Below are 20,105 nucleotides of genomic sequence, written 5' to 3'. Positions count from 1 at the left end.
TATTGAGATACTTATTAGATACTAAGCACCCCTAGTGATCCCCTCAGTGTATTATATGCTTGCTCTATTGGGTTTTATATAACCCGTGTGGGTAATAAATATAGGTCATAAGAGTTCCCTCACTCAGTAGGAGTCAGGCTTTTGCACATCAAGGGTTGAATTTCTACGGTATCCAGGTATACTTCTTGCCAACCCTTGGGAAAAGAGTATGAGGAGGGTCCAAGATGTTCACTCGGGTGCCTGTCAAACCTGTTCGCCTGGATTCTTATGAGGGAGTTGCCCCTGAGGAGCAATTATCTGAGATTCATAGGCTCAGTAACAAGTTCAAGGACGCCAGAGTGCTTCACGTAAATGCCACAGCTTTTGGGGGAGGAGTAGCTGAGATACTCAGCACGATGGTTCCCATGATGCAGGACCTTGGCATGCATGCAGAGTGGCAAGTCATTCGAGGTGCTACTGAGTTTTTCGAGGTAACCAAGGCATTCCATAACGCCCTACAAGGCATGCCTATCCCGGTTACACAGCATATGCTGGATATTTACCTACGCTACAGCAACATGAACGCTGATCTGTTCGATGAAGACTACGACTTTGTAGTGATGCACGATCCGCAGGTGGTGGCTATTAGGCGACTCTTAACGGAAAGAGGTGCGGGCACGAAGGGGTTCTGGATATGGCGATGCCATATAGATCTTACGGACGCTCAGCCCACGGTATGGGAATTTATAAAGCCCTACGTAGAATGCCACGATGCCGTTATCTTCACAATGGAGAAATATGTTAAATCTGGGCTGTCTGTTCGGCAAATAGCAATCATCCCTCCGGCTATTGATCCACTAAGCCCAAAGAATATTGAATTACCCGAGTCGACAATCCATGATGTCCTATCAAGGTACGGTATAGATCAGACTCGCCCACTTATATCTCAGATATCACGTTATGATCCGTGGAAGGACCCTCTTGGTGTGATAGATGTCTATAGACTGGCTAAGAAGGAGGTACCAGGGTTACAACTTGCCATGGTTGCTACACTAGCAAGCGATGATCCCGAAGGCATAGATTGGTTCGGGAAGACCGCCAGGCATGCTGGTGAAGACCCTGACATCTACCTGCTGGCGAGCACTAAGGATAACAGTGTCGATGTCAATGTCTTTCAAAGATCTTCCCAGGTTGTCCTTCAACGCAGTAAGCGTGAGGGGTTCGGTCTGGTAGTCACAGAGGCGCTCTGGAAGGGTACTCCAGTTGTAGGCACAAGCGCGGGCGGCATTCCAATGCAGGTTTTAGATGGAGTCAACGGATTCATAGCTGATAACAACGAACTGGCTGCTGAGAAGGTAATTTGGTTACTGAGAAATCCTGACGACAGGATAAGAATGGGCGCCGCCGGCAGGGAACATGTCCGTCAGCACTTCCTTATCACCAGATATCTACTTGACTATCTACGACTGTTCGACAAGCTGCATAGTGAGCGGTCGACAGAGATGGCTGCACCACAGGATGATCATCAACAGAAGGTGAAAGAATAATGATCTGTCGTATTGCTGCAACACCTTGCGGTTTTGTTGTATCATGTAAAGATCAAAGTGCATACCGGGCAAGAACCAACTAACTATAGGAATGGCCTAGAGCGTAAGCTACGAGCGTTAGCAAGCTCTCTCTACGCTATAGCCGTAATTCTTGTTCTGTTTGTGATCAATTACCCGCAATTACACTTAGCATCTAGTCGCGTTGGTGCAAATCTAATAATCCTGGGGGCTATTGTCTCTATAGTTCTCATTCACTTAGTGCCTTGGGATAACCTACCACGGAACCTGTTTCTCCTGATGCCTTTGAGCTCTATATCGTTGCTAGCAGGATTAGTCTACCTTACTGGTGGGGAGCAGAGTCCCTTTCAACCCCTGTATATGCTACCGGTGGTATTTGCTGCCCTCTACTATGAACTTACATCAGCCATACTTATTGGCTTGATGGTAGTAATTGCCGCTTTTACTCCTATGATCTACTCAGATGTATCCAGTCGCGGTCTGGTCGAGCAGGCAGTCCTATCGGTAGCATCGCTCGGAGCAACAGCCATAGGAGCCCTAATGAAGGGAGAGATCATTCGCCTGCGTCACAGAGAGCAGATTTTACGCAGCAATCTAGAGGATGTATGGACTCGTAGCCGTCAGCTACAGCAGGAGACTGAGCTAGAGCGTAGCCGCAGGATGCAGTTAGAAGCTGTCCATGCCGTAGGGCAGGATGTGCTAGCTGTGCTATCTCCGGAGAATGTACCAGATGTAGTAGTAAGTGCGATCCATAGAAATCTTGGATATGACGCTGTTATATTGGCACTTACTACTGAGGATTCCTCCGAGCTTAACATCGTGGCCAGCCATAGAACGGACGGCAAAAAGACTGTCGATGGCAATATCAATGATCACCCGCTTATAAGTAGGTCATTACGAGAACGCAAGAGTGTCTACTCGAATAACCTTTTACAGGAGAAAGGAGTAGGAGGAGTTGCATGTCCCAGAGCCAGGTCGATGGCAGTTGTCCCTATCATAATAGACGACCATCCCGGAGGGTTTCTAATTATAGAGAGCCGTAGGGAGAGCGCATTTGATACTTCTGCTATAACTGCTTTGGAGTCGATCGCTGATTACGCATCCTTAGCCCTACGCAATGCTGAGTGGTATCGCCAACTTTCAGAGAAAGCCTCCAGGGACCCTCTAAGTGGCTTTCTCAACCATCGCGCATTTGTAGAAAGGGTTGCGGAGGAGATCGAGCGCTCACGTCGGCTTTACACAGGTCTTTCCATACTATTCTTCGATCTCGACCACTTCAAGCAAGTCAACGACACCTTTGGACATGAAGTGGGTAATAAGGTTCTCAAGGAGATGTCGAGAGTAGCTCGTCAGACGCTAAGATCCATCGACGTACTAGGGAGGTTCGGTGGCGAGGAGTTTGAAGCTATTCTCCCTGGAGCATCAATAGATGACAGCAAAGCTGCAGCAGAACGTCTGCGATCAGCTATATCTGGGCACCAAGTGGTTCTTGAGGATGGTAGAAAGATAACACTTCAGGTATCCGTAGGAGCATCCACTTATCCTTTTGATGGGATCACCCCAGAAGAGCTCATCCGCAATGCTGATGCGGCTCTCTATGAAGCCAAACGTAGGGGTCGCAACAAGGTCGTGCACTATGCAGACATGAGACAAGATCCACAGCTTGAACCCATGGGTGCATACTAGAAAATACATGCATCAAACGTCCCCTTATCTGCTAGCATATCTTTGAGCTCTTAAAACCGAGACGTTGGAGGGAACATGTCTCAGCAGGATAATCCGAAGTATCTGTGGTGGAATCATAGGCTTATTCCTTGGGAAGAGGCTACGGTTCATCTAACCGATTACTGGTGGGCATCAGTCACGGCTGTATTCGAGGGTATAAGGGGCTATTGGAACAATGCCGAAGGCGAGATGTACATCTTTAGGCTCGAAGATCACGCTCGCAGGCTCGAACAGTCCATGCAGCTGATACGTATGCCAAAAGAGTTCACCGTGGACGAAATATGTCAAGCCACAATAGACCTGGTTAGGGCCAACGCTTATAGGGGAGACATCTATATCATGCCCTTGGCATACGCGGTAGGCAATAAAGCTTTTAGCGTAGTTGGTGATAGAACCACGGAGATGTTCATCTACTCTAGACCTGCGGTATCAAGATTAGAGGAAGATTTTTCCTTACATGCTTGCTATAGCTCTTGGACACGAATTAACGAAAGAGTCCTGCCTCCGCGCATCAAGGCGTTGGCCAACTATCGTAACAGCCAGCTGGCATCCAGCGAGGCTACTATGAACGGTTACGATACAGCCTTATTCCTCAATCCCGAAGGTAAGGTTGCCGAGGGTACGGGATCATGTATATTCTTCGTTCGTAAGGGCAAGCTCATCACACCGGACATCACCAGCGGAATACTTGAAAGTATTACACGAGATACCGTTATACGTCTGGCAAGTGAGGTCCTGGGCCTCGAAGTAGAGGAAAGGGTAGTGGACCGTACAGAGACCTACCTAGCAGACGAAGTTTTCCTTTGTGGTACGCACGCCGAGATCACACCCATAGCTTCGATTGATCGACATGAAATGAAGCACGGAGCCCCTGGACCCATAACTCGTCAATTACGCGACGTGTACCGAGAGGTGGTTTATGGCAGAGACTTCCGATACAGACAATGGCTCACACCTGTTGATATGAACGTCAGGGTAGAGCAATAGTATATAGGTAATACAAGCAATGAACTTTCGTAAACAGGCTGTTCTTGCCGGCATAGCTTTTGGGGTGATTACTTCGGTTACAGACATAGCTGTAATGCTGTTGACCATGCCCTCACCTTCATCCAATCAAGTGGCGGCAGGGGATATAGGTACGCAGTGTGTTAATCTCATAGTTACTATGATCTTCTACACCGTTTGTGGTTACATGGCAGCTGGGCTTACCAGAGACGTGTATCAGGGACTAAGAGCTGGAGGAATTGCTGGTGTAGTCACATCCATCATCGATAGCATCGCAATTACTGCATTAGGAATCATGCCCTTTACTTTAGAGATTATACTAACGCAGCTGCTATTTATTGCGGTGCTTAACGTACCAATAGGTCTGGCTTTAGGTTACGTGGGGGGCACCTACAGTGCCCCCAGAAACACCACATAATGGTCTGTGGGAATGCGCTTGCTTGTAGAGGGTCTTGTCAATGCCCTACACCTCATAATTACCTTTGACACTCTCACTTATGAGATAGCAATTTTATCCTTAATAGTTTCGGGAGTAGCCACCTTCGCAGCAGCTGCCATAGGTATACCGCTTGGTATAGCCTTGGCGTTTAGAACACTTCCTCTCAAGAGGCTTATAGAGGCGGCGATTAATACCAGTATGGGACTTCCCCCTATACTTGTAGGTCTCCTGATTGCGTTGTTCTTGTGGCGGTCTGGCCCGTTAGGCGATTTAGGGCTAATCTACACTCCAGTAGCCATGGTAATAGCACAGTTCTTGGTGATCTTGCCTATAACCACCAACCTCACACGCAGCGCCATACTCAGCTCCAATTACGAACTCATAGAAGCTATGCGTACCGATGGAGCTTCGGAGCTTCGCATCAGCTACGAACTAGTCAGGCTGCTTAGACAGCAGATAGTAGTAGCAGTAGCTGCAGGATTTGGGAGGGCAATAGCTGAGGTAGGGGCTTCACTTATAGTGGGCGGCAATATCCTGCATTACACTCGAGTGCTAACCACTGCTATAGCGCTTGAGGTCAGCAGGGGCAACTTCGATCGTGCCATAGCACTTGGCATCATACTTCTACTGATAAGTCTAATAGTGAATTTGTTTCTCCTGGCTTTGGGGAGCAGATCTATTCCTTTTCCATCTCGGCTCAGCGCCAGTTAGAAATCCAAACAACAAGAGGGGTTGGATCTTGGTATCCCATCTACCAGAATCGTTAGAACAATATCCATTGCACATTAGCACACGCACAACACGCGGGTGATCGAACATGGTACATATCAGAATCGATAATCTCGAAAGAATCTATCCCTATTGTTGTTGAGCTATTGCTCTTATCCTGTTGACACGATCCTTGATCGATGGGTGAGAGTGCAGCAGTACTTTGGTTATCAGCGGTGGATCTGGGTCCACCAAGTTGGATTTTTGCAGTCGCTGCAATGCCGACACTAGTGCTTCAGGCTTGCGGGTTACGCGTACAGCGTACTCATCCGCGGCGTACTCTACTCTTCTAGAATAGGCATTAACCAGAGGCATCTCTACCAAAGTAATCAGCTGCAGAAGTAGACCTAGCAACGGCATGTTTGCAGGAGATGATAGTTCTTTGTCTCGATATTTAGAGGGCAAAAGACGAGTAGACACAGGAAATATACGAGACAATAAGAACATCGATATGGTTGTGGCGAGGCCACTTATGCCAACCATCTTCCATGTGTCACGTCTAACTTGATGACCTAGTTCATGAGCTACAACAGCTTCTATTTCGTCCTTTGAAAACTGGTCCAGCAGGGTATCAGCCAGTACTATGCGACGATTCCTGCCTAGACCAGTGAAGAAAGCGTTGGACTTCTTGGTACGTCGACTCATATCCATGCGCATAACGCGAGAGATCTCCACCCCTTCTCTGGAAGCTAGCTGTCGTAGCTCACTCTCCAAATCGGGGTCTTTTATGGGCTCGTATTTATTGAACAAAGGGGCTATGAGCACGGGAAAAAGTTCTGAAAGCAGTGCTGTGAAAGGCAGCATAGCTGCTGAAACTATCAGCCACCAGCGGTGCGGCCATCTCCTCACGACCTGATAGAAGGAAGTTATCAGGGGTACGCCGAAAGCTACAGAGAGACCATGAACCTTTAGCTGATCCAGCAGCCAATGTCGTAAGCGTTGTGTACTGAGGTTATACCGCCATTCCAGGATATAGCCTGAGTAGAAGGCTATTGGTAAAGATATCAACCAATCTAGTGTTGACAAGATGGTTACAAAAGCCGGCAAGCGCAACCTAGAGGGAACCTTCCCATCAAGGGCCCTCCATAGCAGTACCGGCAGGCCAAGCAGTATAGCCAGGATATTTATAAAGATCCCAGCTAGAGTGGAGAATACCCATAAGAGCTCTTTCTGACGGCTGTACTTTATTGCCTGCTGGAGCTTGTCTGATTCTCCCATACGCCCTCCACGATCTTTGCTACATCCTTCTGTGATGTTATATAGCGAGCACTAGGATATAGCAAACAGACACCTCCAAGAGGCATGGTTCCTGCGAAGTATGCCCCGGAGGTGATAAGGATGCCACAAAACTATGAGCAGGATTATAGGGTCATAAGCTCTCAACTCTCTCAGATACCTAATGAGGTGCTGCAGGAGCTAGGGGGAGAAGAGGCCGAGATTGCATCCATGGCAGCTGCTGGCATTAGCCTCGAAGATGTGTGTAAACAGAAAGGGATGCAACCCGATCAGGTATGGGCAACACTTCATAGGGCTTTGGACCGTCTACAAGGTACCAGGTGGGCAGTTGGTCCGAGCGGAGATATTCGTCCTCTTGATGCCGACGAGCTAGGGCATCCCAAGGAAGGCATCTAGGTCGCAGCAGTCTTTGGTATACTCCTTGCTCATGAAAATACTTGTCAGTGAGGAGTACAAGCAAATGGGTTTTTATCGTGACTTTGGAGATCTGATAAGTCTGCGTGAAGCACTCAATAGGCTTATAGAAGAGCATAGAACTCCCAGTAACCAAAGGGGAGATAGGCCGCAGCTCGTACCTTTGAATATATACGAGACCGATAACTCTGTAGTCATCGAAGCACCAATGCCAGGTGTAAAGCCGGAAGATATAGAGCTAAGCTTTGCCAGTGGGGTGCTAACAATCAAGGCCAGTCCAAAGAGCGTAAATACCGGTCGCAACTATTTGGTTCAAGAGTGGCAGAGCAGTCCTTATTTTCGTAGCCTGCAGCTACCAGAAACTATAGATGTAGACTCAGCGAGCGCTTCTATAGAGGACGGCATACTAAGGATAAACTTCGATAAGAGGAGAAGATCGGAACCTAGGAAGATTCAGGTCAAGATAGGAGGATAAATGGCGCTTAAAGATAGAGAAGAAGCAACTGATCAACATGATCGCCCACGACCCAAGGATAGGTTGGATGGTGAGGGATCTCCTCATGAAGACATGATAAGCTCAAGGCGCATGGCCAGGGAGAGCGAACCACCAGATGCGCCCGTGGGCGATATCACTAATATGGATGTGTTCAGTAAAGAAAGTTACACTGAACATCCTGAAACAGACCCTTTCTTGGATGAGGATAAAGAGGAGAATCGCGATGACGCAAAATCCTAAACCCGAAGACAGCTTCACACATGATCTTAACCCTCAGCCTGAGGCAGGATTCAATTATGGGGACCTAGGGGCAGACACTACCCAGGGAAGACCTGCAGCAGATTATAAGGATCTGGTTGAGCGTCTTAACTGGCTCAGGAAGGATGAGTTGGAGCAGTTACCGATTGTACCTGAGGGAACTCGCTTAGAGCAGGGCAAGACCTACATCGATCTCATGGACTTGGAGAAGGGCGAATTTACAGCTATGGCAAATCAAACTGCGCCACATGCCTCAAGGTTAGTGGCTAAAGACGCTGCACCTTATGAGCTATGGGACAAATTGCTTGAAGCTGGAAGAAAAAAGTGAGTTTCCAGGAGACTAAGGAGGTTAAAAATGGCAGGAGAGAGTAAAACAACTACCGATCACGAAACCATTCGACGCTGGGTGGAAGAGCGCGGAGGCAGACCAGCTACCGTTAAGGGTACCGAGGAAGGGGATGAAGCTGGTGTGCTTAGAATAGACTTTCCAGGCTACGGCGATGACGAGAAGCTACAACCTATATCTTGGGAAGAGTTCTTCCAGAAGTTTGAAGAGAAGCAATTGGCCTTCCTTTATCAGGAGGAAACGAGCGAAGGCAAGGAGAGCCGATTCTTCAAGTTCATCCGACGGTAGCTAGCTCTTCTTCCCAATGCATACTTACTCAGCTATCATGATCCTGGGAAGCTATCTTCCCAGGATCAGTTTAACTCAAAATTCACACAGTCAGGAGGATGCATGGCCGAGGCATTTACCTTTCAAGCAAATGCATTTCAGCAAGACCCCGGCAAAAGTCCCACAAGGAGGAAGGTGCTTGTAACCGGAGCTGCAGGCACCATCGGGCGTTATTTTGCAGAGCACTCCAGCAACATTTACGATCTAAGGTTGATGGTAAGGAAGGAGGAGGATATCGAGCAGCTCCGGGCCTTTGGAGAGGTTGTAGTAGCTCAACTAACCGACCTAGAGCGCCTCAAGGAGATATGCCAGGGGATAGATACAGTCGTGCACCTAGCGGCTAACCCGGATTCCGAGGCTACATGGAGCCAGCTCCTGGAACCTAACATTATCGGGACTTACAACATCTATGTAGCGGCAAAGAGCGCTGGGTGCAGGAGAGTTATCTTTGCTTCTTCGATCCATGCGGTCTCAGGTTATCCAAAGGGAGTACAAGTCAAGATCAACGACCCTGTCAACCCTGGCGACCTGTATGGCGTCACCAAATGCTTTGGAGAGGCTCTCGGGAGGTACATGGCAGAGCAGGAGGGGCTATCCGTTGTAGCTATCCGCATCGGTGCGTTCCAGCCAGTCGAGAGGATGCGTGCTGAGTGGAGCACGAGAGTAATGGATGCCTTTGTATCACAACGAGATCTCCTGCAGCTCATCCATAAAGCTATAGAGGCTGAGCATCTCAAGTTCGCTATCCTCCACGGCTTGAGCGCCAGCCTCTACAATAAGATGGACATCTCGGAAACATGTGAGCTAGTGGGATATGAGCCCCAAGATGATATAACCACTATAAATCCCAAGCTAGCCCCATTAGACCTTGTCAAATCGCTTAGTACTCACAGCAGAGCATCTGGTATAGCCTCAGGTCTTAGAGAGGACTTGTAGTCCTTAGGACACCACCCCTTTAATCTCAGGGAGTTACTTACCACGCTTACCGAGCTCAACCCCATAGCTGCTGCAGCTATCATGGGGTTGAGCAACCCATTCCATCCACCAGAGCCCGCAAAGAATGGATAGAGCACTCCGGCTGCCAGAGGAATGAGCACGATATTATAGATAAACGCCCAGAAGAGGTTCTGCTTTATAATCCTCACAGTTGCCCGAGAAAGCTCCAACGCATCTACTATCAGCTTAAGGTTAGGAGACATCAGAGTTATGTCGGCTGATTCCATTGCTATGTCCGTACCACTGCTCATAGATATTCCCACATCAGCTAATGTCAAAGCTGGGGCATCGTTGATGCCATCCCCAACCATCGCAACCTTCTTACCTTTGTCTCTTAGAGACTTTATCACTTCGGCTTTCTGATCAGGTTTCACCTCGGAAATAACCTGATCCACACCCAGCCTACGCGCTATTGCCTCGGCTACTAGCCTGTTATCACCAGTAAGGATCAAAACTTCCTTTCCGATATTCCTCAGGCTCTTAACAAGGGAGAAACTCTCAGGCCGTAGTTCATCCTCCACAGCTATAACTCCCACCAATTGGTCATCAACAGCGACCATTATGGGAGTAGCACCCCTTGCAGCCACATTCTCCACTACTGTACTGTAGGAGTCTACAGCTCTATCTCCAAGCATCTCGGCCATCATGCGAGGGTTACCTGCGAGCACCTGCTTGCCCTCAATCTCCGCTCTCACTCCGCCACCAACTATGGCCTCGAATTTGCTTGGCTTAGTTATGCCGATATTATTACGCTGAGCATGCTCTACAATCGCCCGAGCCAGCGGGTGTTCGCTCAGCACCTCTGCAGAGGCAACTATTCGCAGTAGCGAGACTGCATCAAAGCCATTCACTGGTATTACATCGGCCACCACAGGCTTGCCCTTCGTCAGCGTGCCGGTCTTATCTAGCACGAAGGTATCGACCCTTGAGAGTGCCTCCAGAGCAATGGCATCCCTAACGAGAATACCCATCTGAGCGGCCCTACCGGTTGCAACTATAATCGCAGTAGGAGTAGCTAGTCCCAGAGCACATGGACAGGCTATTATGAGGACAGCTATGAAGTTGAGCAAAGCCATAGTAAGCCTGGGTTCAGGACCAAACACCAGCCAGATAATGAATGTTACCAGGGCTATACCTATCACTGCAGGCACAAAGTATCCCGCTATAACATCTGCCAGCCTCTGTATAGGAGGCTTTGATCCTTGTGCTTGCTCGACCAGTCTCACTATCTGGGCAAGCAGCGTCTCACTCCCCACACGAGTGGCTCTGAAAGCAAATGAACCGCTTTGGTTTATGGTTCCGGCAAACACCTGAGAGCCAACTGCTTTGTCGACTGGTATTGACTCCCCGGTTATCACCGACTCGTCAACCACGGATCTGCCACCAGTGACAACCCCATCTACCGGGATCCTTTCACCAGGTCGTACTATTACTATGTCTCCCGGCACCAGCTCGCTCACAGGCACCTCAACCTCCTGGCCTTCCCTCATGACCCTGGCAACCGGAGGCTGAAGATCCAGTAGCTTCCTGATCGCATCCGAAGCTTTACCCCTGGCTCTCGACTCCAGAGCCCTGCCAAGAAGCACCAAACCTATGATTATCAAGCCCGTATCGTAGTACACATGGGGAGTTTCGCCCATCATGGCGAAGACCCCTGGAAATAGCGTGACTAGTGCGCTATAGATAAACGCCGCGGCGGTACCTACCGCGATAAGGGTGTTCATATTCGCATTTCTGTGAAGTGCCGATCGCCACGCAACTTTGTAGAAGGTCCAACCTGTCCAAGCTTGTACTGGTAGCGTTATTAGCAGACCAAGCCAGTTGATCGCTTTAGGATCTATAGCTTGAAGCACAGAGAGGTAGTCCCTCATTGAGAGGAACATCAGAAACAGTCCAGACACAAGGCTAACAACAGCCTTCGTGATTGTATTTTTGTACTCCTGCTGATGATCAGTCTGAAAGACTTGCGTTTGGGCAGCGTCTACGGGCCTGGCCTTATAACCTGCATCCTCTACGGCCTTGATCATCTCCTGTGGGGCCACCACCCCAGGCACATACCTTACCAAGGACCTGGATGTAGCAAAGTTCACATCTGCAGACAGCACTCCTGGGAGATTAGCAAGAGCCTTTTCTACAGCCATGACACAGGAGGCACAAGTCATACCCTCAATCTGCAGTTCAACGGTAGCTTCCGGTACATCATAACCTGCGTTTCTAACGGCTTCGGCTATCTGCAAGGCAGACACTGGTGCTCCCAGCCTCATAGAGGCTTTACCGGTTGCCAGGTTGACATCTACAGCCTCTACGCCAGGCAACTTACTTATTGCCTGTTCCACATGGCGCACACAGGAGGCACAGGTCATGCCTTCAACTGGTATAGTTAGATTCTTTTCCTCAGAAGTGGTGGCCATGAATTCATTTCCTCCTTCCACAGGTACATACATCGCCACAGGTGCACACAGCACCATGCTTGCTTCGCCATCTGCCAACCTTGGCCCTGTTGCCACAGATCTCCATAGAGCACCACACTCTCTTGCCGTTGCGTGAGGCATCGTAGAATACGCAGTCGCATCCAAGGCACTTGCGTACCCTTTGCCAGCCCCCCGAAGTTATCATGTCAGCCACCAGCAGATAGAGCTGTATAATGGGACTTCCGTTGCTGCTTATAGCCAAGCGTCCATCAATGATCTCCAGAGTGGCTGGATGAGTCTGTAGATAGCTGTTGATCCGACGGGCCAGATCATCGGTTGTAAGCTCGCCCTTTAGGTTTGCTCTTAACATCCTCCCGATATCGCCAGCTTCGATAAGATCCTGCTGGGTGCCGATAAAGCCAGTGGTCCTCTCAAGCTCATCAGGAGAAGGGTTCTGTCCATGCCGTATAGAAGGAGTGTTCAGGAGATCCACCAGGCACTGAGGATTTGTAGAGCTGATCGCTATTGCATAGGCTGAATTTACATGCTCCATAGTTTTCATGTAACTATCATAATAGTATTTAGTGGTTACATCAAGGGTGGCAATTATGCTTATTGGGGATCAAACTGTTATACTCGAGCAAGCAAGTATTACTAATTGGTACGACTTGAGGCCACAGAGGGTAGGATATGATCCGTATCAACATCGACCCTATAATGTTTCAGCTAGGCCCATTGGCGTTTAGCTGGCATGGTTTGTTTACTGCAATCGCGGTAGTGGTAGCGGTTTGGCTGGGATTAAGCCTTGCACAAAGATATAACGTAGACCAGGAGAAGCTCAGCAATCTGATCATATGGATAATAGTGGGGGGAGTTGTTGGCGCTCGCCTGATGCACGTGCTAGACCATTTATCCTATTACAGTCAGAATCCTATCGAGATAATAGCCGTTTGGAAGGGCGGGATTGCAGTATATGGCTCATTCATCGGTGGTATATTGGCAGGTCTTATAGCAGCCAGGTTATATCGACTACCTGTATGGCCTTTGTTGGATGCTGCGGCTCCCGCCATGCTTGTTGGTCAGATGATAGGCCGTATCGGTTGCCTAATTAACGGGGATGCATGGGGAGAACCCACCAACGCAGGTTGGGGCCTTGTATACGTTAACCCTGGTGCACAGCTCCCCTCTTCCCTTATAGGTGTGCCAACACATCCCTATCCCGTCTATGAGATAGTGGCTTGTGGCATCCTGCTTGTCATAGTGTTCTATCTATGGCGCAGAGTGCAGGTCCCTGGTGTGACTTTTCTAGTAGCTGCCATAGGTTATGGCGTAATCAGGTTCGGACTGACCTACTTCCGACAGGAAACGATCGTTGCCTTTGGGCTTCAGGAAGCACAAATCATCGCGCTCGTTACTATCGTGCTTTCTCTCATACTTTTGGTAGTCAGGCTAGGGATCAGCAGATCAAGCTATACGCTTACCACTTCAGAACAGAGTAGATAAGAGGAGAAGATGAGTCAGAGCAGAAGAGCAACTCAAACCAACAGGGCTGCCCTGGTACTATCACTAGTCGTTGTGGTAGTAGCCGTTGTTATAGTGGCGCTACTAATAATTCTCAACAGGCCAGCATCTACGACACCTGAATCAGCTCCAAATAGAAACCAAGTAGCTGTGCCCACAGGTGTTCCGGCTGAAGGTAACGTGATGGGTGATCCTAATGCCCCGGTCACAGTAGAGGTCTGGGCCGACTACCAGTGTCCGTATTGTCGCGATTTTGTTATGGGGCCTGAGGCACAGCTTAAGAAGACCTTGATTCCTGAAGGGAAGGTGAAGCTAGTGTACAGAAACTTCGCCTTTATAGGGCAGGAGTCTGTAGATGCCGCAGCCGCTGCTTATTGTGCTCAGGATCAGGGCAGGTTCTGGGATTACAACTACAAGCTGTTCTCTGAGCAAGGGGCCGAGAATTCTGGAACCTTTAGCAAGGCTAACCTGATAAATTTTGCCGGCGCCCTGGGATTGAACGTTGCCCAGTTCAGGTCCTGCCTAGATAGTGGGAAGTATCTGTCCAAGGTACAAGCGGATACTCAGGAGGGAAGATCCAAGGGCGTACGGGCAACCCCAACTATCTTCGTTAACGGAGAGAAAATAGAGGGATTACCTAGCTACGAGCAGCTGGTGCAGGTCATCAATTCGGTTCAGAGTAAGTAGGGTAAGGTCTATGTGGCGCAACATAATTATGTTGGCTCTGTCAATAGCGGGCACAGCCGTAGCAGCTTACCTCACTTGGGTCCATTACAGCGGCAATCTTGCACTATGTCTGGGGACAGGAGGATGCGAGAAGGTGCAGACCAGTGCCTACTCGGTAGTCATGGGTGTGCCGGTGGCACTCTTGGGTCTTCTGATGTACCTAGCCCTGGACGTACTCTTGGTGTGGCTGTTCTTGAGTAAGGATAATGTTTTGCCAGCAGTTGCGATATTTGGTATCTCGCTGGCAGGTACGCTTTATTCTGCATATTTGACCTATCTGGAGCTCTATGTGATTCATGCTATATGTCCTTGGTGTGTCACGTCTGCGGTCATAATAACGCTGCTATTCTTGTTCTCGACAGCCGAGATGTCCAAGTTTTACAGAGGCGAGGCGGTCACCGAAGGCTAGCGCTTTCTCGCACGATCGCGAGCTGCACGCAATCTTGATAACCTTTCATCCCTAATAGCGGTCTCCTCTCCTTCCTCCGCCAAGCTCCCTAAACCACCTGAGGTGTTGTTATGTCTATCAATAGTGGTGCCAGCTCTGCCGGCACTCCAAACAGTCCCTAACCTGCGAACATCTAGCATCTTTAGGAGTTCAGAGCTCAGCCTTAGCCTTCTGAAGGCTACCTCCAGCAGCAAGCACAGCAAGGAGGCGAGCAGCAGCGGCCACCAGAGATCTACTTTCGAATAGGACCTTGCATTAGACCTGAATATCTCCTGAGGAGCTTTCAGCTTACTACCTCCAGTTGCTGAGGATAAAGCTTCCAGGGTAGCTGTATTCAAGCCAAAGCTCTTGTATTCAGGGGAGTAAGGTACGATGAAGCCTGATGTAGGGGCAGTCAAACTTCCGGTGGGAGTGCTTAGGGTCACAGATGTTATGTACGAGCCCGGAGCAGTCGTTTGCAGCTTGCCTTCATAATGTCCTGGTGCTGTTTGCTCGAGGCTTACCTCGTGGGTTTGCCCGCCCGGGGCAGCTATCACTGCCCTGGCCTGAGCCCCATTAATAAAGCTACCACTTGGATTGATAGCATCTACAGTCACAGAGGTATAACCGCTCTCATAAATTGTCGACACCTGAACGTTCTCGGAAGATCGCGGCATTACCCAATCCACAGCCTGCTGCCATAACCGAGCATATTGCTGGGTACCCAGCCAGCTTTTACTCCATCGTCCACCCGCATCTGAGGTCCATGCTACTGCCCTGCCTAAACCATATTGCCATTGAGCCAAGACTGGATCCTTCTGAGGCGACACCAGCGCTACTGTCGACCCCGGCTTTGGGAAAGTGGCGACGTACCCTAGGAGAGGAGGTGTGCTATCTATACCTTGCAGTATCGGGCTAGGTGCATAGCTAGAGGGATAGAACTGCCTCTCCTGAATGTAAGCCCTCATATGTTTTTGAGTTTCCTTCAGTACTATCTGCGGTATGTCTGCGCTATCTCGGGTGTTATAGAAGGTGCCGCCACCCTTCTCAGCTATGGACTTGAGTAGTTGGGCCGAGCCTCCAGCTGCGGATACGGTACTTATAGTGATACCATACTTCCTAGCCTTAGCTATCAGCTGATCATAGTTACCTACATTGCTCCAGCCGTCGGTGAGCAATATCACATGCTTGTTCTTGGCTTTGACATTGATCAGAGAATCAATGGCTTCAGCTAATCCTCCATAGATATTAGTGCCACCACTGCCCTGGATACCAGCTACTTTCTCAGCTATGGAACTTTTGTCCGTTACAGGCTCGGGGCGGATCACCCAACGAGGGGCAGTGTCGAAAGCTACTACACCGAAGATGTCGTTAGGGCCTAAGGTCTCAGAACTAAGTATCGCTGACTCCTTAGCTATATCTACCTTAGGGATGCCTCCAGGATATTGCTCGAGGAGCTTTGAGCCTTCGCAATGGCATGCAGCCATACTACCGGACTTGTCTATGGCCATTACTACCGCAACCTGAGGTTCTTTATCTGGATTTCTAATCTGGGAATCCACGGGCAGTGTCTGCTCCAGGGGGGTGTTGAAGTACCCACCGAGAGCAAAAGCTCTGTCGCCACCAAGCACCACCAGTCCCTTCCCAAGGTCATGTACGTATACCTGAAGGGTCTTCCCGGCATCTTGGAGAGAGTTAGCCGGTACGTTTACCAGAATCACAGCATCATATTTGGCCAGCATAGATATATCTTTGGGCACGTCATCGCTATTGACGACATCCACTACGAGCTTTCCTGCTCTTAGAGCTGCAACAAGTCCACTAGCCTCTCCTTGGGATCCTTCTGCCACTAGCACCCTAGACGGGGCCTCGACATACGTGAAGCTAGCAGCCCTATCGTTCTGGGAGATCTCATCTTGCGCCGCTTCTATTCGAGCCTCCCATTTATGCACGCCCTGGACCTGCCCTGGAAGGGGTACCACAAAAGTATTCTTCCCGGCTTTAAGGTTTACATCAGAGCTAACGATGCTCTTGTCGCCGTCCAGCACCGTCAGTTTAGCCCGCTGTTGAACGGTACTACTTACTACTATCTGCAAGCTGAAGCTCTGTCCTGGTTTGACCCTTGCAGGTGCTTTGACCGAATCAACCAAAGCATCAGCTTTGGGAAGTTGAGATACCGGGTAGTAGTCCACTGTCACCCCAAACGTCTGAGCAAGGCGAGTCACCTCCTGTATATCGCCCACATTGTTGTTGCCATCACTGAGCAGGACTATCTTTTTGGAGGAGTCCGCAGGAAACATGGAGAAGGCGAGTCGCATAGCTGAAGGGATGTCCGTTGCGGTTGAATCAGGGCGAGACAGAAAATCAGGCAGCTTGCCATCAGAAGAAGTAAGTGAGTCTATCAAAGGTTCCTTCCCAAATACCACCACTCCTAGGTCCACATCCTGGCCAGCTAATTGATAAGTCTTGCGCACGAACTCTTTTGCCCTCGCTACACCCTCTGGTCCGACGCTATCGGAGGCATCGACCAGGAACACAACGCCCAATCTGTGACTTGGTAAGCGCAAGTACAACCCAGATAGGGCAAGGATGAGACAAGTCAGGCCTACTACCCTAGCGGTTGCCACGAGGACTTTCCGCATCCTGCCAAGCCTCAGCACCCTAGCAGACAGCGGTACAATTGGCAGCAATAATAGCAGGAACAGGAACAGGGGGCTATCAAATCCTAGCCTCATGCGACCCTCCTCCTGCGAGGCATATGCCTACTAACGTACAGGGTCCATTCCAAGAAAAGCACAGTGAGCGCAATGAATGCCAGAGGGCGCCAACGCACTCTTGTGTTCGCAGGCGTTCGTTGCTCAGAGTTAGTAGTTGCATCCCCTGTAGACTCCAAGCTGGCATTAGCCCCTATGTTGGACTCTATTCGACTGCCAGCGTTGACCACGAAGCGCCTTAGTACATTACCTTCCTTATCCAGGACCTCGTACACTCCAGCCTGATACGTCTCAGCAAAGACTCCTGACGATACGGGATACAACTTACCATCAGGAGCTCTGACCGATCTCTCGTTCTGTCCCAGAGGCACCACTGTTCCTAGGGATAGGGATTGATTCAAGTCGCTCATGTTGGCTGGTCTCATGTAGTCCAGGATGTTACTTACGAGTATAGGGAAGGAAACCTGCAATGGCATATCAGAATCCTCAGGGGAGAATGCCAAGGCAAGCACTCTCCTGCCCGCATTATCACCCACAGCCATGACAGGCACATCTCCGGAATAAGCCAGGGGCGTCATCCATTCTGGTAGCGATATTCTGCGTGCGCTGGCGATAGATACAGTAGTCAAATCCACGTAGCGCAGCAGGGGATGATCCTCTTGAGCCGTGATCTGGAGAGAATCCAGTTGACCAGCAATGCTGAAGAGCTCATTGCCAGGGGTACCCATGAGTACTAGATTGCCTGTAAGTGGAAGCTTATCCGGCAAGCTGCCATCGAACACGTACAGGTCGTAGCCAGCGGGAACCTCTTTTGAGGAAGACTTGTACAGATCAACGTTCGGATAAAGGCTTAGCGCTTTCTGCAAGAACGGACTTTCCCTGCCGTAGAGCAAGACCTTTACAGGAGGAAGTGGATCTCGAAGGGTCCAAGCTCGATCATCCTTGGGCAGATCATCGCCTGGTGACAACCTAGCTTCTATCACATTGCCCACCGGCACATCATTGATCTCGATACCCGTGGATCTGTTTGATGGTAAGGTGATCTTTCTCGAGTCGTACAAGTCACCATCGACGAGCATACTTACATCGACTGTTCTCGGGGATCCATAGTTGGCGATCGATATCCACAACTGCACTCCGCTACTGCTATGTCTTGTGGCCATGGCTACTATGCCCGAGTTGCTACCATCACCAGCCACACGTTCTATGCGCACAGGATAGGGCATATCAGGAAGCGATTGTGCGTTATAGGCACCATCGGTAAAAAGAATTATAGTAGGGTTCCTCATCCTACTGGCGATGGACCTAGCCAGCAGGAAAGTATCACCTAGGTTATTCTCACCATAAGCCAGACTGATATTTCGAGCTGCACGAATTATCTCTCCTGTGTCAGTCGTAGGGCCTACAATCACAGAAGGTTGAGGGCCAGCTGTGACAAGGGCAGCAGAACTGCCATCTGGCAAGCTTTTAGCCAGGGCCTCTATCCTGCTGATTGCCATCTCTAGTCGATTGGGATTTACGTCTCTGGAGGCCATGCTGGTAGAGGTATCCAGGACAAGCACGACATCGCCATTGATGGATGAGTTGGTCTTCCACATAGGTCTGGCCATGGCTAATACCAGCAATGCTAGGATCAGCAGCTGCAGGAGAAGAAAGATATTGCGCCTCAACTTTTGCCAGGGTGCGTTGGCCTCTAGATCCTGAGCTATATTCCTCCACAGGAAGTTACTCGATACCACCACCCTATCAGGACGCGGTCGTAGTAAGTACATGACCACCAGAGGCAGAGACAGCAGCATTAGCGCCAGAGCCAAAGGGGTAGCAAAAGCCATAAGCCTTACTCCAGAACCTTCAGCCTGCGCAGATCGTCAAAGAGTATCTGCTCGATGTCCTGATCGCTGATCACTTGAAGATATGCTATTCCAACCATCTTGCAGGTATCCCTGATACCATTCAGCCAAGATTGCAGTTCCAGTGTATAGCGCTCCAAGGCATCGTTATCCGCTCGTATCGAGATCGCCTCTCCGGTTTCAGAATCTATGAGTTCTAATTGCCCATCAGCCAGCTGTGGCTCGATCTCATCCCGTGAAAGGACATGCAGGAGGACAACTTCAGAACCTCTGCCACGGAGCCTGCGCAAGCCCTTATGTATGTCTTCAGCCTCCATGAGATCACTAATCACTACCACCAGCTCGGTCCTTCTTAAACCAGAAGCCAATCTCGTCAACAATCTTTCAAGGTTGACCTTGCCTGCAGGCTGGCAGCTAGCGATCATATTTAGCAGCTCTCTGAATCCTACTCTACCTCGGAACCTACGAGATGAGGTATAACCCTGAGGGCTCGGCTCTACCAATACCAGGTTGTCCAGGTCATTGATGGCTACGTATCCAAGTGCAGCGGCGAGACTAGCAGCCATAGAGATCTTTGATGGCGTACCAAAGCCCATGGAGTTGCTCGTATCCAGCACCAACCGGACGGTCCTGTCTTCCTCCTCTTCCATCAACTTGACATACAGGCGATCGCTACGGGCGTACAGATTCCAATCCACCCTCCTGAGGTCATCCCCAGGCGAGTAATCTCTGTAATCAGCAAACTCTATGCTCTGCCCCCACTTGGTGCTGCGACGCTCACCTCTCATCCTCCCGGAATACCTGCCCCGATGCATCAGGGAAACGGAATCCAGCTTTCGTACCAGATCGGGAGTTATAACCGACGTTATATCTGTCAGGTCGAAGGATACATTGGTCATGCT

At 49.7% G+C, this 20,105-nt stretch carries 20 protein-coding genes; 14 read left to right on the top strand and 6 right to left on the bottom strand.

All coding sequences use genetic code 11. From position 1 onward, the window contains the following. Positions 1 to 224: 224 nt before the first annotated feature. The 5 genes from N2245_RS06395 to N2245_RS06375 all read left to right on the top strand — a co-directional run bounded on the left by N2245_RS06395 (position 225) and on the right by N2245_RS06375 (position 5,424). On the top strand, positions 225 to 1,526 hold the full coding sequence (locus N2245_RS06395) for a glycosyltransferase (RefSeq protein WP_494535898.1): 1,302 nt from the start codon (positions 225 to 227) through the stop codon (positions 1,524 to 1,526). A gap of 318 nt (positions 1,527 to 1,844) precedes the next feature. After that, positions 1,845 to 3,230: a sensor domain-containing diguanylate cyclase gene (locus N2245_RS06390; protein WP_494535897.1), complete on the top strand. Its 1,386-nt coding sequence runs from the start codon at positions 1,845 to 1,847 to the stop codon at positions 3,228 to 3,230. 75 nt (positions 3,231 to 3,305) lie between these two features. After that, positions 3,306 to 4,256, top strand: coding sequence for a branched-chain amino acid transaminase (locus tag N2245_RS06385; RefSeq protein WP_494535896.1), 951 nt, complete (start codon positions 3,306 to 3,308; stop codon positions 4,254 to 4,256). Between the two features lie 19 nt (positions 4,257 to 4,275). Continuing rightward, positions 4,276 to 4,692 (top strand): hypothetical protein, encoded by a 417-nt coding sequence (locus tag N2245_RS06380; protein ID WP_494535895.1) that lies wholly within the window; start codon positions 4,276 to 4,278, stop codon positions 4,690 to 4,692. Between the two features lie 12 nt (positions 4,693 to 4,704). Further along, entirely contained in the window at positions 4,705 to 5,424 is a 720-nt protein-coding gene (locus N2245_RS06375; RefSeq protein WP_494535894.1) for an ABC transporter permease, read from the top strand. A gap of 147 nt (positions 5,425 to 5,571) precedes the next feature. Here the strand turns inward: N2245_RS06375 and N2245_RS06370 are convergent, their stop codons facing one another. Next, positions 5,572 to 6,699 (bottom strand): M48 family metallopeptidase, encoded by a 1,128-nt coding sequence (locus tag N2245_RS06370; RefSeq protein WP_494535893.1) that lies wholly within the window; start codon positions 6,697 to 6,699, stop codon positions 5,572 to 5,574. A gap of 120 nt (positions 6,700 to 6,819) precedes the next feature. Between N2245_RS06370 and N2245_RS06365 the strand changes: the two genes are divergently transcribed. From N2245_RS06365 to N2245_RS06340, 6 genes are all read left to right on the top strand, one after another. Continuing rightward, positions 6,820 to 7,113 carry a hypothetical protein gene (locus tag N2245_RS06365; protein WP_494535892.1) on the top strand — a complete coding sequence of 98 codons (294 nt, stop codon included), beginning with the start codon at positions 6,820 to 6,822 and terminating at the stop codon, positions 7,111 to 7,113. A 64-nt stretch (positions 7,114 to 7,177) separates the two neighbouring features. After that, on the top strand, positions 7,178 to 7,606 hold the full coding sequence (locus N2245_RS06360) for an Hsp20/alpha crystallin family protein (RefSeq protein ID WP_494535891.1): 429 nt from the start codon (positions 7,178 to 7,180) through the stop codon (positions 7,604 to 7,606). Continuing rightward, entirely contained in the window at positions 7,607 to 7,867 is a 261-nt protein-coding gene (locus tag N2245_RS06355; RefSeq protein ID WP_494535890.1) for a hypothetical protein, read from the top strand. It begins immediately after the preceding gene. Further along, positions 7,851 to 8,213, top strand: a complete 363-nt coding sequence (locus N2245_RS06350; protein WP_494535889.1) for a hypothetical protein — start codon at positions 7,851 to 7,853, stop codon at positions 8,211 to 8,213. Before N2245_RS06355 ends, N2245_RS06350 begins: the two co-directional genes overlap by 17 nt. A 27-nt stretch (positions 8,214 to 8,240) precedes the next feature. After that, positions 8,241 to 8,519 carry a hypothetical protein gene (locus N2245_RS06345; protein WP_494535888.1) on the top strand — a complete coding sequence of 93 codons (279 nt, stop codon included), beginning with the start codon at positions 8,241 to 8,243 and terminating at the stop codon, positions 8,517 to 8,519. A gap of 102 nt (positions 8,520 to 8,621) precedes the next feature. Then, a complete protein-coding gene (locus N2245_RS06340) occupies positions 8,622 to 9,494 on the top strand; it encodes an NAD-dependent epimerase/dehydratase family protein (RefSeq protein WP_494535887.1) in 873 nt (290 codons plus the stop codon). On the opposite strand, the gene N2245_RS06335 is transcribed toward N2245_RS06340, so the two are convergent. Beyond that, positions 9,446 to 11,965, bottom strand: a complete 2,520-nt coding sequence (locus tag N2245_RS06335) for a heavy metal translocating P-type ATPase (protein WP_494535886.1) — start codon at positions 11,963 to 11,965, stop codon at positions 9,446 to 9,448. The genes N2245_RS06340 and N2245_RS06335 overlap by 49 nt on opposite strands. 4 nt (positions 11,966 to 11,969) lie before the next feature. After that, positions 11,970 to 12,527: a CGNR zinc finger domain-containing protein gene (locus N2245_RS06330; RefSeq protein WP_494535885.1), complete on the bottom strand. Its 558-nt coding sequence runs from the start codon at positions 12,525 to 12,527 to the stop codon at positions 11,970 to 11,972. 128 nt (positions 12,528 to 12,655) lie between these two features. On the opposite strand from N2245_RS06330, the gene lgt reads away from it, so the two are divergent. The 3 genes from lgt to N2245_RS06315 are packed head-to-tail and all read left to right on the top strand — an operon-like array spanning position 12,656 to position 14,621. Next, entirely contained in the window at positions 12,656 to 13,468 is an 813-nt protein-coding gene (gene lgt, locus N2245_RS06325; RefSeq protein ID WP_494535884.1) for a prolipoprotein diacylglyceryl transferase, read from the top strand. A gap of 9 nt (positions 13,469 to 13,477) precedes the next feature. Beyond that, positions 13,478 to 14,173 carry a DsbA family protein gene (locus tag N2245_RS06320; RefSeq protein WP_494535883.1) on the top strand — a complete coding sequence of 232 codons (696 nt, stop codon included), beginning with the start codon at positions 13,478 to 13,480 and terminating at the stop codon, positions 14,171 to 14,173. 10 nt (positions 14,174 to 14,183) lie between these two features. Then, positions 14,184 to 14,621 carry a vitamin K epoxide reductase family protein gene (locus tag N2245_RS06315; RefSeq protein ID WP_494535882.1) on the top strand — a complete coding sequence of 146 codons (438 nt, stop codon included), beginning with the start codon at positions 14,184 to 14,186 and terminating at the stop codon, positions 14,619 to 14,621. On the opposite strand, the gene N2245_RS06310 is transcribed toward N2245_RS06315, so the two are convergent. Genes N2245_RS06310 through N2245_RS06300 form a run of 3 tightly spaced genes read right to left on the bottom strand, consistent with a single transcriptional unit; the run spans position 14,618 to position 20,102 of the window. Beyond that, positions 14,618 to 17,374: a VWA domain-containing protein gene (locus N2245_RS06310; protein ID WP_494535881.1), complete on the bottom strand. Its 2,757-nt coding sequence runs from the start codon at positions 17,372 to 17,374 to the stop codon at positions 14,618 to 14,620. The genes N2245_RS06315 and N2245_RS06310 overlap by 4 nt on opposite strands. Next, entirely contained in the window at positions 17,371 to 19,185 is a 1,815-nt protein-coding gene (locus tag N2245_RS06305) for a vWA domain-containing protein (RefSeq protein WP_494535880.1), read from the bottom strand. The genes N2245_RS06310 and N2245_RS06305 overlap by 4 nt, the downstream gene beginning before the upstream one ends. Before the next feature lie 5 nt (positions 19,186 to 19,190). Continuing rightward, a complete protein-coding gene (locus N2245_RS06300) occupies positions 19,191 to 20,102 on the bottom strand; it encodes a DUF58 domain-containing protein (protein WP_494535879.1) in 912 nt (303 codons plus the stop codon). Positions 20,103 to 20,105: the final 3 nt, after the last annotated feature.

It is taken from the genome of Thermobaculum sp. T2p, assembly GCF_059335935.1.
This window is presented reverse-complemented; position numbering and strand designations above follow the sequence as displayed.